Raw genomic sequence first — 13,798 nt, 5'->3', positions numbered from 1 at the left:
CCGCCCGATGGGCCTCCGGCTCCGGTCAACCCGCAGATCCCGCAGACAAGCCGCGAGGTGCCGCATGACAGATCGGCCGCTGGTCCGAATGACCGGCATCGGCAAGCGGTTCGGCGGCGTGCACGCCTGCCGCGACATCGACCTCACCGTCACCGCCGGTGAGGTGCACGCGCTGCTCGGAGAGAACGGCGCTGGCAAGTCCACACTGATCAACGTGCTCTCCGGGGTGATCACCGAGTACGACGGCGCCATCGAGGTCGACGGTCAACCGGTGAGCTTCGCCGGCCCAGCTGACGCCCAGCGCGCCGGGATCGCGACCATTCACCAGGAACTCGACCTGGTGGCCGGCCTGTCCATCGCGGAGAACATGTTCCTCGGGCGCGAACCGCGTACCCGCCTGGGCACCGTCGACATCCGGGCGATGCACCAGCAGGCCGCAGCACACCTACGCACGCTCGGCGCCGACCTGGACCCACGCCGACTGGTGGGGTCGCTGCGCGTCGGCGAGCAGCAACTCGTCGAGATCGGCCGGGCGCTCTCCCTGCAGGCCCGAGTCCTGATCATGGACGAACCGACCGCCGCCCTGGCCGACGCCGAGGTCGAGCGCCTGTTCACGACGATCACCGAGCTGCGCCGGGCCGGCGTCGGCATCGTCTACATCTCCCACCGCATGGCCGAAATCGAGGTCATCGCGGACCGGGTCACCGTGCTGCGCAACGGAAGCGTCGCCGGCACCGTCGACCCGAAGATCGCCTCCCGCGACGACATCATCCAGCTCATGGTCGGCCGGTCCGTCGACGCGCTGTTCGGCGAGGCCCGCAACGAGCCCGGCGACGTGCTGCTCGACATACGCGGACTCGCCGTGACGCCCCGCCGGCCGACCCCCGGGCGAACCGAACCGGCCGGCGTGGACCTCACCGTGCGCTCCGGCGAGATCGTCGGGCTCGCCGGACTGATGGGCGCCGGACGCACCGAACTGCTCGAAACGCTGTTCGGCGCCGGCGGCCCCGGCCGCCACAGCGGCCAGGTGACCCTCGACGACCGCCCGTACCGCCCGCGCGGCCCGCGATCCGCCCTCGCGCACGGAGTGGCGTTCGTCCCCGAGGACCGACGCGGCGCCGGGCTCATGCTGGAGCACTCGGTGACCGACAACATCGTGCTCTCCGCGCTGTCGTCACTAACCACACTCGGGCTGGTCCGCCGCCCCCTGGTGCGCCAGACGGTGGCCGAACAGCTCGCCGCCCTCGCGGTGAAGGCGGCCTCACCGGCGGTCGCCGCCGCCACCCTCTCTGGCGGGAACCAGCAGAAGATCGTGTTCGCCAAGCAGCTGCTGATGCGCCCGCGGCTGCTCCTGCTCGACGAGCCGACCCGGGGCGTGGACATCGGGGCCAAGGCCGAGATCTACCGGCTGCTGCACCGGCTCGCCGACACCGGCATGGCGATCCTGCTCGCCTCGTCGGAGCTGCCGGAGCTGGTAAGCCTCTGCGACCGGGTGGTGGTCCTGCACCGCGGGCGCACCGTGGCCGTACTGCCCCGTGCCTCCGCCACCCAACAAGCCATTCTCGCCGCGGCCAACGGGGACAACGTCAAGGAGCCACGATGAACGCGCCCAATCCCACCACCCTCGCCGAATCGCCCCCGGCCACCCCGCCCGGCCGCCGGCCGCTCCGGCTGCCCACCGACCGGCACACGATCGTCGAGACCTTCTTCCGGTTTCAGAGCATCTTCGGGCTGGTCGCCGTCTTCCTGATCGCGATCATCGTGTCGCCCACCCGCAACGGCGAGAACGTCTTCCTCAGCTCCGGAAACCTGGCCAACATCGTCCGAGCCGTCTCGGAGATCGGCATCATCGCGGTCGGGATGACCTTCGTCATCCTGATCGGCGGCATCGACCTCTCCGTCGGGGCGGTGCTCGGGCTCGCCGCGGTCGGCTCGGCCACGCTGATGGTCGACAGCGGTCTGGGTATCCTGCCCACCGTCCTGATCGTGCTCTTCATCGGCACTGCCTTCGGCGCCACGCAGGGACTCATCGTCGCCCGGCTCGGCATCCAGTCGTTCATCGTCACCCTCGCCGGCCTGCAGGTGGCCCGCGGCATCGCCCGGATGTGGTCCGGCGGCCTCGGCATCCCCATCGCCTACGGCGACGGACCGCAGGAGGCGCCCGAGGCATTCTCGCTGCTGAGTGGCTCGATCAACGGCGTGCTGCCGGTGCCGGCCCTGCTGTTCCTCGCCATCGGCATCGGCGCGCTTCTGGTACTGCGCAACACCGCCTTCGCCCGGCACGTCTACGCCATCGGCGGCAACGAGAAGGCCGCCCGGCTCTCCGGCGTGCCAGTACGGCGGGTCCGGGTCACCGTCTTCGCCATAGCCGGCCTGCTCGCCGCGCTGGCCGGCATCATCCACGCCGGCCAGCTCAACCAGGGCAGCCCCAACGACGGCGCCGGCTACGAACTCGACGCGATCGCGGCCGTGGTCATCGGCGGCACGAGCCTCGCCGGTGGCAGCGGATCCATGGGCGGCACCATCGCCGGCGCACTGCTGCTCGGGATCCTGAACAACATCCTCGCCCTCAACAACATCGACGCGAACGTGCAGCTGGTCGTCAAGGGACTGGTCATCGTGGCTGCCGCCGCGTTGCAGAAGCTCCGCCCTCGCATCGCCTGACCCCCACCACCAACGGAGGACACCATGCGTCACACCCGAAGAGCCGTTGCCATCCTGGCCCTGACCGTGCTCGCCACCACCTCGGCGTGCAGCATCGAGAAGGACGGCGCCGGCGGCGGCAGCACCGACGCCTCGGCCACGTGCGGTAGTGGCAAAGACTTCCTGATCGGCATGTCCCAGGCCAACAACGCCGAGCCGTACCGCCAGGTCATGAACGACGACGTGACGAACGCGGCCAAGGCCGTGCCCGGGTTCAAGGTGGTCGTCTCCGACGCCGCCCAGGACAACAGCAAGCAGGTCGCCGACGTGGAGAACTTCCTCTCCCAGCGCATCAACCTGCTGATCATCTCCCCGAACGAGGCGAAGCCGCTCACCGCGGTAGTCCAGAAGGCGTACGACCAGAAAATCCCGGTGATCGTGCTGGACCGCAAGGTCGAGGGCGACGCCTACACCGCCTTCATCGGCGGCGACAACGTGGCCATCGGCAAGGCGGCGGGGGAGTACTACGCGAAGACGCTGCTGCCGCAGGGCGGCAAGGTCGTCGAGATCTCCGGTCTGCCCGGCTCCACCCCGGCCGCCGAACGCGCCCAGGGCTTCCGAGAGGGCATCGCGAGCAACCCGAAGATCCAGATCGTGGCCACCCAAACCGCCGAGTGGCTGCGGGAGAAGGGGCAGAGCGTCATGGACGCCATGCTCAAGGCCCACCCGGACATCAACGCCGTGTACGCGCACAACGACCCGATGGCAGAGGGCGCCTACCTGGCGGCGAAGGCCGCTGGCAAGGAAACCACGATCAAGTTCACCGGCATCGACGCCCTGCCGGTCCCGTCCGGCGGCATCAAGGCCGTCGAACAGGGCCGCCTGCAGGCCACCTTCCAGTACCCGACCGGTGGGCGCGAGGCGATCGATCTGGCCAAGAAGATCCTCGTCGACTGCGCGACGGACGTACCGAAGACCACCACCCTCGGCACCATGCAGATCACCAAGGAAAACGCCGCCCAGGCCTACACCACGCTCGGCGGCAAGCAGTAGCAGCCGGAGCCGGGTCCGCCGCCGTTGCCCGGCGGCGGACCCGCACCACGAACCCACGGGAACCACCACCGCCATCCCGCCCGAAGCCCTGGAGGAACGCGATGTCCCGCCCAACTTCCCGCGCCGGTCTGCTCTTCGCGCTGCTCGCCCTCGCCGTGAGTCTGGTCGCGGCCCCGGCACCGGCCCAGGCTGCCGCTGCCGAGGTGGACAACCAGCCGTACGAGAACCGCTCGATCCAGGTCAGCGCCGGCGAGTTCGCGAACGTCTACGACCCCAGCGTCGGCGAGAACGAGCGCTGGTACTACAACGACCACACCCTGGTGCGTAACCGCGAGACCGGACAGTGGCACGTCTTCGCGATTACCCACGCCGAGCCGGCCCAGCCGCTAGACGAGCGGTTCTTCGGCCACGCCACCGCGCCCTCACCTCACGGCCCCTGGACAAAGCAGCCGTTTGCGTTGGCAGCCGATCCGAGCGCCGGTGAGAGCCACATCTGGGCGCCGCACGTCATGTTCCACGCCGGCACGTACTACATGTTCTACGCCGGCGGCACCGCGGACCACGAGGCGTACCGCATGCACCTCGCCACGTCGAAGGACCTCGTGACCTGGACTCGGCATCCGGACAACCCGCTGTTCACCGACGGCTTCGACGGCCGAGACCCGATGGTGACCCGCATCGGGGACCAGTGGGTGATGTACTACACGGCCAACAGCAGCCCGGCCGGCGGCCACCACATCGTCGCGTACCGCACCAGCCGAGACCTCGTGCACTGGAGCGACCGACAGACGGCCTTCGAGCATCCGGTCTCCGGCACCTTCGGCGGACCGACCGAATCGCCGTTCGTCATACGCCATGACGGCTTCTGGTATCTCTTCGTCTGCTGCGAAAGCGGATACCAGGACACCCGCGTCTACCGCAGCGCCGACCCCTTCCACTTCACGATCGACCAACTCGCCGGACAGATCAACGCGCACGCCGCCGAGGTGGTCAAGGACGACTCTGGCGACGGCCAGTGGTACGTCACCGGCGCCGGCTGGGGTCAGGGCGGGCTCTGGCTGGCCCCGCTGCACTGGCATACGCCGGTGGTGATCGCAGGCCGCATCGTCACCACCCCCTACTACCAGGCGGTCATCCAGACAACACCCCAGGCCCGACTGGTCTCCTACAACGCGGATCCCGCCGGACGCGGTGAGTACAAACCCGTCACGGATTCGTCCTTCCGCTCCACGGCGCCCTACCTTGCAGTCGGAGCTTTCGGACCGACGGACGTGGCGGGCGCCGCCACCAACGTGACCGTCTCTGCCGACGGCACCGACATGAGCCTTACCGGCATCCCCCTCGGCGACGAGCCCGTGACCGTCGACTGGCGGTTCCGGTTCGATACAACCACCACGGACCTCAGCTTCGTCTGGCACGTGACCGGCCCGACCAACGCGCCAGTCTGGGAAGCCGCCTGGAACCTGGACTCCGCACTGCCGCGGCTCGGCGACCCCAACCAGCAGGGCCGTGACGGCGACGCCGCAGACTTCTCCCGTTGGACGCTCGCCACCGACGACACGACCACGTTGGTGGCCGCCTACCGCGCCGGCTCGGCCTGGAGCGAGGACAACCGGTGGTTCCACCGTGCCAGCGGATCCATCGGATGGCAGCCACTATGGCAGCCCGGCGGACGGTCGTTGCCGGTCGGCGACCTCCCCGGGGGAACCTGGCGGCTCGGGGTGAGCGGGACCGCCGTGGACACGGCATACGCCGAGGCGCTGGCAGCCGCCCTGAACGGACAGAGGTAACGGTCGTATCGTCCTGCCCGATCGCGAGCCGGCGCTGTGGACCAGGCTGGGGGCGTCCCTATGGGGTCTGTCAAGCTGCGATCGGTGTCGCAGGGCGGGGCCGGTGAGGAATGCTGTCGCGGAGCATCGCGTGGAGGGCGTCGCAGCGGCGCGGCGTGAGCTTCCCCCGGTTTCCCGGACGGCTTGCCTGTGACGGTCAGGCCGCGGCTGCGGCCGGGGTGTGGTGTCGTTCGTAGTCGATCGGGGACAGGTTGCCAGGGCTTGAGTGGCGTCGGCGTGGGTTGTACCAGGCTCCACTCGAAGATGGCGTTGGCCAGTTCCTGGCGGGTCGCCCACAGTTGGCGGTCGAGTATCTCTAGCTGCATGGACCCGAAGAACGACTCGACCAGCGAATTGTCGTAGCAGTCGCCGACGGAGCCCATCGAGCCGAGCAGCCCGGTGGAGCGCAGCCGCTGCCCGAAGGCCCAGGACGTGTATTGGGTGCCGTGGTCGGAGTGCACCACGGTCTGCCCTTCGGTCGGGCGGCGTCGCAAGCGGGCCATGTCCAGGGCATCGATCACCAGCTCGGTGCGAAGGTGGCCGGCGATCGACCAGCCCACGACCCGGCGGGCGACACGTCCAGGACGACCGCGCAGTACACCCAGCCGCCCTGGGTGCGGTGCTGGGTGATGTCGGTGACCCACAACGCGTCCGGCCGGTCGGGACGAACCGCCGGTTGACCAGATCCGTCGACGGCCTCGCCTGCGGATCGCGCGCGGTGCAGCCACGTCACCGGCGCCGGTAGACGCCCTGCAGGCCGGCATGCCGCATGAGCCGCTCAACGCGTTTGCGGCCGCACCGCACCCCGGCGGCCAGCCGGAGTTCGGCGTGCACCCGCGGCGAGCCGTAGGTGCACCGCGACATCTGATGGATCTCTCCGATCAGCTGACCGAGCGCCTGATCAGCGGCCTGTCGCCGCGACACAGGCCGCTCGCGCCAGTCGTAGTAGCCCGAGGTCGACACCCCGAGGACCCGGCACGCCACCGCCACCGCGATCCCGCCGTCGGCGAGATCGGCGACGACCGGGTAGATCATTGAGCGCTTTTCTCGTGGGTTTCGGTTGGTCTGGACGTGATGTAGGACGAGGATGGTCTGGACGATCGTGGTGGCACGTCGGGGGCAGCAGCGGAGCTTGGCCAGGATCTTCCAGCCCTTGAGGGTGGCGACGGCGCGTTCGCCGACGGCGCGGATCTTGGCGTGGTGCCGGTTGACGGTCTTCTGCCGGCGGGACAGTCGCGGTCGGTGACGGCGGCGCTTGAAGGGCGTGCGGATGCTGCCGCCAGCGCCCTGGTACGCCTTGTCGGCGAAGGTCATCACGTTGACGCTGCTCAGCGCGTCGATCAGGCCGTGGGTGCGGGCGGCGGTCAGGTCGTGCACGGTGCCGGGCAGGGCGGGTGAGGCCCAGATGAGGCGTCCTTTGCAGTCCGCGATGACCTGCACGTTGACCCCGTGGCGCTTGTGCTTTCCAGAGTAGTACGGCCTCTGGTTCGCGACCCGGTCGATGGGGATCAGGGTGCCGTCGAGGATCGCGTAGGCGAGCCGGGCGATGCGCCGTATGGTCGCGTTCAGGTCCTCGGCGTGCGCGGCGAGTAGGTTGATGGCTTCTCGGGCGTACCGCCAGGCCGTCGTGACGCTGACCGCGAAGCCGCAGGCCGGACGGGCGATGGTGTCCCCGTTACGCAGATGGGCCAATGCGAGCAGTGCCTGCTGGCCGGCATCGAGACGTCGCCATCGGCCGCGGCGGCGGGTGCGTTCGGCGCGGATGAGGTCGGCCAGGTGGTTCAGGGTGCGGCTGGACAGCGCGACCGTTGACGGGTAAGACAGCACAGCGAGGCTCCCGGTTGGGGCATCGGATCTTGGTCGACTGCTGTCTTACTCGTCCTATGTCGACACATGCTCCGCCGCGCCCATCGTGAGCAGGCCCATCACGATGAAAAGCCCTCATTTTGGGAGGACGTTCTCCCGCGCGAAGTAGGCCGCGGCCCGACGCAGGATCTCGTTCTCCACCTCCAGGATCACTGACCATTGGATCAGTACGGGCAGGTCATCGACATGCTCGTCTCGGCCCGCCGCGACGCCGGCGCGGTCCGGCAGTACTTCCGCCGGGCGCTATTGACGTTGAAGGCGACACCCGCAGAGGTGGTCACCGACGCCGCAGACACTCGCGTGTCAGCGATAGAGGAGTTGAAGGGGATCACGCGGTCGGGCAGCCCCGGCAGGTGCACCCGCGGCGTTCACTCCGATCACGGCGAGGGCGAAGACTCGGGCGGCCAGTCGACGCCCAATCCTGACCGACACGATGACGCGAACCTGCCGCGGGACACGCAGAGCAACTGATCTAGCTTCATGGCGTACTTCGTTCTCGGTGTTTCTTGATCGACACAGAGACGCGCGATACGCACCCAATCCCCGAGGGACGCCGAGCCGGCCCGGTCGGCTCCAACATCACCCTGGGCAGCCGGCAATTCGATGTGTAACTAAACCGACGGTGTCTTTCTTGACCATGTTTCGTCGGTTAGCCTGCCACGCAAACGATAGCCGCACATAGTTCATAAGCGCTGTCGCAAAAGGCATCGGGCCTTGGCGGATGATGCTGGCAGGGTTTCGACTCATCTCGTGGGCATCTTCCGTGTACCGAACCGTGGAAGGGGTTCCCATGGCTCTCGCCGACCCGGTGGCCCTGCACCTCCTAATCGTCGATGACGTCCGCCTTTACCGCGAGGGCCTGGCCGCTATCATGGCGCGGGAGTCCGGCGTCCACGAGGTCCTGACGGCGAATGATGCTGCGTCCGCCATCACCCTCCTAGACCACCACGACCCTGATGTCATTCTCGTCAACGTGGCCGGCGGTAACCACGCCCCGCTGCATGCGGTGCGCGCCCGGCGGCCGGAGGTAGCCATCGTCGCGCTGGGGGTCTCGGAGGCCGAGGACGACGTCATAGCCTGCGCCGAGGCTGGCGTCGCTGGATACCTGTTGCGCACAGAACCGTTGGACCATCTGCTCTCGGTCGTGCGGTCAGTGGTCGCGGGCGAAAGCCTCTGCTCACCGCGGACATCGGCAATGCTGCTACGGCGGGTGCAGGCCCTCGCTGGGCAGCGGGTTCGCGGTCCACGGGCGCCCACCCTGACGGCTCGCGAGGACGATGTCCTGCGGCTGCTCGACCTGGGCCTTTCGAACCAGGAGATCTCGGAGCGGCTTGGGATCACGGTGCGGACGGTGAAAAACCACGTGCACAACATCCTCGAGAAGGTCGGCGCTCGGCGGCGGGGGGAGGCGGTGGCCGCCTTCCGCCGGCAGGTACCAGTCGGGTACCAGGTAAGGACCAGCTGACGGTTTGCTCTGGGATACGGGGCGGGGTCTGCATCCTTGGTTCCTTACGCGCAACGCCGCGCCGGGCCACCCTCATAAGCGTGCCTATCCGCCTCGCCGTCTCGCACCTGCCGGAAATGCTCGTGGAGGTCGTCCGCGAGGCGTTCGTGGCCGAGCCCGACGTGTCCGTCGAAGTGCTCCGCTCCGCCGATGGCGACGTGTCCGCCGCGATCCGCCGGGCCGGCCCCGACGTCGTCATCATCGGCACCGAAGGCGGGGATGACCACCCGACGTGCGACTTGCTGCTCGCGCACCCCGACGTGGTGGTGCTCAATCTCTCGGCGGATGCCCGTTCGGGTTGGATCTGCGAGCTCCGCCCGTATGCGCGCAGCCTCGGCGAGCTCTCCCTCAGCAGCCTGCGCGCCACCGTGCACGAGGCGATCCTCCGGAAGGAGGCGGGCGGCCGTGGGCTCGGGTGACGTCATGGCCAGCCTCCTCTGGCGCGCCCGGGCGGGCATCCGCACGGAGCGGATGCCCTGCTTTGCGGGGCACGGCATGGCGGACCCGGCGTACCGGCCACCGCGGTTGCCGTACGTCTCGGTGGTCGGCCCGCTCAACGTCGAGCTTGAGCCCGAGCGCGACCCGCCACGCGCGACGCACCTATGGGTGCAGACCCCCGGTCACGTCGCGGGCACGCCGCGCACGGCGGCGAACACCGCGCCCGCCCCCGGCCCGCTTACTCTCATGCTCGACGGCGACGTGCAGGTCACGGCCACGGTGGACGCCGGCGCCCTGGCCGGGCAGCCGCTCACCTCGGAGGGCGTCGCAGTCGCCGTCGCCGGCGCCGTGGAGAACGCACTCCGGGCCGCCGTCCACGCCGGCGCCGCCCGAAGCGGCGGTGTGCCCGTCACGGACCCGGAACGCGTGGCGGAGCTGGCGGCTCTCACCGTGCGCTGGGACGCCACCGGACGCCGCTTCGTGATTTCATCGGGACGGCGCGGCACGCGTCCGGTGGCCGAGCCCGACGGTCGGCCGAGCGGCGTCGCCGTCCCCGCACCGGCGGGTACCGTGGCGACCGCGCTGGGGCTCTCCGGGGTTACCGGCACGCCCGGCCGCCTCGTGCGGCATCGGCGGCCGATGCCGACCGCGGTCGCGGTCGACGTGCGCGTGGACCTGTGGGCCGGTTCGCAGCTCGAGCTCGCGGACGCGCTGGACACGTGGATCCGGGTCACCCCGACGCGTGGGCAGCTTCTGGAGCGGCCCGCGCTGCTGGCCGCGGACGTCGCCCACGGCGCGACGACGGTCCGGCTCCAGCCGCAGGGAGACCCCGGCACCCGGTGGACCCTGCTGCAGCTCGAACCGCCGGGTGGCGGGGCGAGCGGCCTGACCGACCGCCGTGCGGGCCGCGCCCCCGTACTGGACGGCGCGACCGCCGCCGCCGACGGCATCCGGCTGGACGGCTCGGCATGGGCGGAGTGCACGTTCTTCGACGCCCCGCCGGTACCGCTGCCGTGGCTGCACGAGCACCCGGCGGTCGGCGGGTACGCGGTGACCGCCGGACTGCGGTTCGACGTCGGTGCCGCGGTCGGCGACACCGCGCCCGTGCTGGCGCTGGAGCAGGCGGCCGCGCCCTTGCTGTCCGTCGAGGTCGAGCACGTGGCGGGTACCAACGGCGGAGGGCCGCAGGCTCGGATCCGCGCCGAGGCACGCCGCGACGACGGCACGCCGCTCGCGGCCGCCGTGGCCACCGTCGAGGCCGCACGGCTGGTCGCCGGCGTGGAGCTCCATGTCGTCGCCGACGCCGCGACCGGCGCGGTCACCATGTTCCTCGACGGCGCGCCGGTCGGGACGCCGGACGGCGACCCTACCCCCGGAACGCCCGCGGGCGGCCCCGGGCTGACCCTGCGCCTGGGCGGCCCCGCCGGCGTGACCCCGGCGGTGACCGTGGGTCACGTACACGTGCAAGGCCGTCCCCTCGGCCCGCCCGACCCGCGCTCGCGGGCCGGCGTCGCGCCCGCGGCGGCGTGGGCGCCGGGCGAGCCCGTCTCGCTCGGGCGCACCGAGGACGGTGTCACGACGTCCGGCGACGTCTTCGCGGCCACGGTCGTGGCGGTCGACGGCGACGAGCTGACCCTCGACCGGCCGGTCGTCGGCTCGTTCCCGCGGGCGGCGTCGCTGGTGTTCGCGCGCCCGCTGTTCTTCTCCCAGCGGCAGCTCCGGCGGCAGGACGACCTCATGAACCGGCTCTACCGGATCTGCGCCGAGTACCGCATATCCACCTTCCTCGACGAGCGCTTCCCATCGGTCAGCGCGCCACTGGTGGAGACGCCGCGGATCGAGCTCACCGACCTCTCGCGGGCCGCAAGGCCCGCCCACGGCCATCCCGGCACGCGTGCCGTGCTCGTGACCGGTTCGGCCGCACCGCTCACCACACCAGCGACCACAACAGCGGACATCGCACTGTCGGAGGCTCCTCATGGCTGAACGGCTCACGCCCGGCGTGTACGTCGAGGAGGTCGGCGGCGGCGTCCGACCGATCCAGGGCGTCGGCACGTCGACCGCCGGTTTCATCGGCGAGGCGGCGCGCGGCATCCCCGACCGCGCCGAGTTCGTGTCGGGATTCCGGGACTTCGAACGCCGCTTCGGTGGCCACCGGCGGGGCGAGGCGGGGTTCCTCGCGGCCGGTGTTGAGGCGTTCTTCGCGGCCGGTGGCCGGCGCGCCTACGTCGTGCGCGTACTTCCCGCCGACGCGACGGCGGGCTTCGTCGGCCCGATCGCCGCGCGCGCCGGCGACGTGTGGGGCGTCACGCGCGACGTCCTGCGATTCGACGCCCGCGGCAACGGCGCCTGGTCCGACCAGCTGCGCTTGCACGTGGAGCCCTCGACGTCGTTCACCGACCGCGCGTACCGCCTGCGCGTGGAGTGGGTCGAGGGCGGCCGGTCCCGCACCGTCGAGCTGTTCGACAACCTGAGCACCGACCCGGAGTCCGAGGACTACGGCCCGCGCCTGGTCAACGAGACCTCGCAGTACCTGCGCGTCACCGATCTCTACCAGCAGGCCCTCGACCAACCCGAGCGTACGGTCCCGCCGCTGCCCGAGGAGCTGCCCGCGGTCACCACCCGGGCTCCCGCGGGCGACGAGCACCGGATTCCCGTCGGCGCGCGGCTCACCTTCGCCTGGCGCGACGCCGTCTCGGGCCTCGGCACCGACGCCTCGGCCCCGCCGTCGGTCACGTTCACCGAGGCGACCGTCGAGGGCGCCGGCGGCAGCGTCGAGAACGGCGTCGGTCTCCTCACGCCCGAGCGACTGCGCGGCATCCTCGCGGCGGCGCTGGGCGACGACTTCCGCGTCTCGCGGCCGGGCGACGGCGAGGTTGTGCGGGTCGAGCCCGCCGTCGCCTCGCGCGCCTACCTCGCGATCACCCCGCAGCCGGACGAGGACAGCTTCGACCTCACGCCGGTGAACGCCGTGCGGGTCCGGGTGGCCCAGGCCAACGGCGACGCCGAGCAGGTCTACGAGGTCGACACCACCGACCCGGAGACCGACGAGCTGTCGCCCGCCCAACTCGCCGAGCGCATCGCGGAGGCGATCGAGGACGCGGCCGCGGGCAACCCGTACGGGCTGGAGGTCGACAGCGCCGGACGCTTCGTCGTGCTCACCGCACCTGCGGCCACCGACGGCGTGACCATCGTCATCGAGGCCGTGGGCGCGGCCGCGCCGTGGCCGGCGCCCCGCCGCGCGGGCGGCGCCGCCGGCATGGTGGTCGACGATCTGAGCGCGGTGGAGGTCACGGTGGGGGAGATCATCCAGCTCGGCGTCGGGCGCGCGCTCTCGACGCTCTTCGCGTCCGTGCGCGCGAACGGCCTGGTGGAAAACGACGCGGGCAACCCGCTCCTGCGGCCCGCGGCGACCGAGGACACGCCGCTGCGGCTCCTCGGTGGCAGCGACGGCACCGGTGAGGTGGGCGTCTTCCAGTACACCGGCGCCGTCACCGAGGCCGGCCGTACCGGGCTGCACGCCTTTGACACCGTCGACGTGAACCTGCTGGTCATGCCCGGCCGCAACTCGCCGGACCTGCTGTCGGCGGCGATGGCGTATTGCGACAACGAGGACGTCTTCCTGGTCGCCGACGGCGTGGGCAGCATCGACCAGGAGTTCGAGATCTCCGCCGACGAGGTCCGCCGCCTCGTCGAGGGCCTGCCGGCCCGCTCCAACAACGCGGCGCTGTTCTACCCGTGGATCGAGGTGCAGGACCCTGTCGGCGTCGGCCGCGCCCCGCGGCGGATGGTGCCGCCGTCCGGCCACGTCGCCGGCGTCTTCGCACGGACCGACGCCACGCGCGGCGTGTGGAAGGCCCCCGCCGGCATCGAGGCCGTCGTCAGCGGCGCCGTCGACGTGCAGCACCGGCTCGTCAACGCCGACCAGGACCTGCTCAACGTCATCGGGGTCAACTGCATCCGGCAGTTCCCCGGGGCCGGGATCGTCTCGTGGGGCTCGCGCACGCTGTCGTCGGACCCGCAGTGGCGGTACGTGCCCGTGCGGCGGACCGCGCTCTTCCTCAAGGAGTCGCTGCGACGCGGCCTACAGTGGGCGGTGTTCGAGCCGAACGACGACGAGCTGTGGGATCGAATCAGGATCAATATCTCGGCCTTCATGCTCGGCCTGTTCCGCCAGGGCGCGTTCCAGGGCGCGACGCCGGACGAGGCGTTCGCGGTCAAGTGCGACCGCGAGACGAACCCGCAGGAGTTCGTGGACGCCGGGATCGTCACCGCCCAGGTGGCGTTCGCACCGCTCAAGCCCGCGGAGTTCGTCGTCATCCAGATCAGCCAGAAGAGCCTTCTGGCGGTGTGACGCATGCCGAACCAGCCCCCACTGACGCCATGGTACCCGTTGCGGACGTACCAGTTCCGCGTCGGGATCCTCCCGCCGCCCGCGGACCCGTCCGGCGGACGGACCTTCCTC

At 70.7% G+C, this 13,798-nt stretch carries 9 protein-coding genes and 3 pseudogenes; 9 read left to right on the top strand and 3 right to left on the bottom strand.

Translation table 11 applies throughout. The features are described 5' to 3' along the window. Positions 1-64 precede the first annotated feature (64 nt). From ACVCAH_RS23640 to ACVCAH_RS23625, 4 genes are all read left to right on the top strand, one after another. On the top strand, positions 65-1,603 hold the full coding sequence (locus ACVCAH_RS23640) for a sugar ABC transporter ATP-binding protein (protein ID WP_447138378.1): 1,539 nt from the start codon (positions 65-67) through the stop codon (positions 1,601-1,603). Then, a complete protein-coding gene (locus tag ACVCAH_RS23635; protein WP_447138377.1) occupies positions 1,600-2,664 on the top strand; it encodes an ABC transporter permease in 1,065 nt (354 codons plus the stop codon). The genes ACVCAH_RS23640 and ACVCAH_RS23635 overlap by 4 nt, the downstream gene beginning before the upstream one ends. Positions 2,665-2,688: 24 nt before the next feature. Beyond that, positions 2,689-3,696, top strand: a complete 1,008-nt coding sequence (locus ACVCAH_RS23630; RefSeq protein WP_447138376.1) for a substrate-binding domain-containing protein — start codon at positions 2,689-2,691, stop codon at positions 3,694-3,696. Between the two features lie 101 nt (positions 3,697-3,797). Then, complete coding sequence (locus ACVCAH_RS23625; RefSeq protein WP_447138375.1) at positions 3,798-5,486, top strand: family 43 glycosylhydrolase; 1,689 nt, start codon at positions 3,798-3,800, stop codon at positions 5,484-5,486. A 413-nt stretch (positions 5,487-5,899) separates the two neighbouring features. Here ACVCAH_RS23625 and ACVCAH_RS23620 read toward each other — a convergent pair. The 3 pseudogenes from ACVCAH_RS23620 to ACVCAH_RS23610 all read right to left on the bottom strand — a co-directional run. After that, positions 5,900-6,289: pseudogene (locus ACVCAH_RS23620) on the bottom strand (DDE-type integrase/transposase/recombinase); the annotation flags it as partial. Further along, positions 6,255-6,416: pseudogene (locus ACVCAH_RS23615) on the bottom strand (IS3 family transposase); the annotation flags it as partial. The pseudogenes ACVCAH_RS23620 and ACVCAH_RS23615, both read right to left, overlap by 35 nt. Positions 6,417-6,581: 165 nt before the next feature. Next, positions 6,582-7,352, bottom strand: a pseudogene (locus ACVCAH_RS23610) (transposase family protein); the annotation flags it as partial. Positions 7,353-7,550: 198 nt separating this feature from the next. Here ACVCAH_RS23610 and ACVCAH_RS23605 point away from each other — a divergent pair. The 5 genes from ACVCAH_RS23605 to ACVCAH_RS23585 all read left to right on the top strand — a co-directional run bounded on the left by ACVCAH_RS23605 (position 7,551) and on the right by ACVCAH_RS23585 (position 13,687). Continuing rightward, the gene (locus ACVCAH_RS23605; protein WP_447138374.1) at positions 7,551-7,862 is read left to right on the top strand and encodes a DDE-type integrase/transposase/recombinase; all 312 of its coding nucleotides are present in this window, start codon (positions 7,551-7,553) and stop codon (positions 7,860-7,862) included. Between the two features lie 319 nt (positions 7,863-8,181). Further along, on the top strand, positions 8,182-8,856 hold the full coding sequence (locus ACVCAH_RS23600) for a LuxR C-terminal-related transcriptional regulator (RefSeq protein ID WP_447138373.1): 675 nt from the start codon (positions 8,182-8,184) through the stop codon (positions 8,854-8,856). Between the two features lie 80 nt (positions 8,857-8,936). Further along, positions 8,937-9,314 carry a hypothetical protein gene (locus tag ACVCAH_RS23595; protein ID WP_447138372.1) on the top strand — a complete coding sequence of 126 codons (378 nt, stop codon included), beginning with the start codon at positions 8,937-8,939 and terminating at the stop codon, positions 9,312-9,314. A gap of 4 nt (positions 9,315-9,318) precedes the next feature. After that, positions 9,319-11,319 carry a hypothetical protein gene (locus ACVCAH_RS23590; protein WP_447138371.1) on the top strand — a complete coding sequence of 667 codons (2,001 nt, stop codon included), beginning with the start codon at positions 9,319-9,321 and terminating at the stop codon, positions 11,317-11,319. After that, complete coding sequence (locus ACVCAH_RS23585; protein WP_447138370.1) at positions 11,312-13,687, top strand: phage tail sheath family protein; 2,376 nt, start codon at positions 11,312-11,314, stop codon at positions 13,685-13,687. Before ACVCAH_RS23590 ends, ACVCAH_RS23585 begins: the two co-directional genes overlap by 8 nt. Positions 13,688-13,798 lie beyond the last annotated feature (111 nt).

The sequence above is a fragment of the Micromonospora sp. LZ34 genome (genome assembly GCF_052981855.1).
The sequence above is the reverse complement of the archived record's forward strand: the minus strand, read 5'-3'. Positions and strand labels throughout refer to the sequence as shown.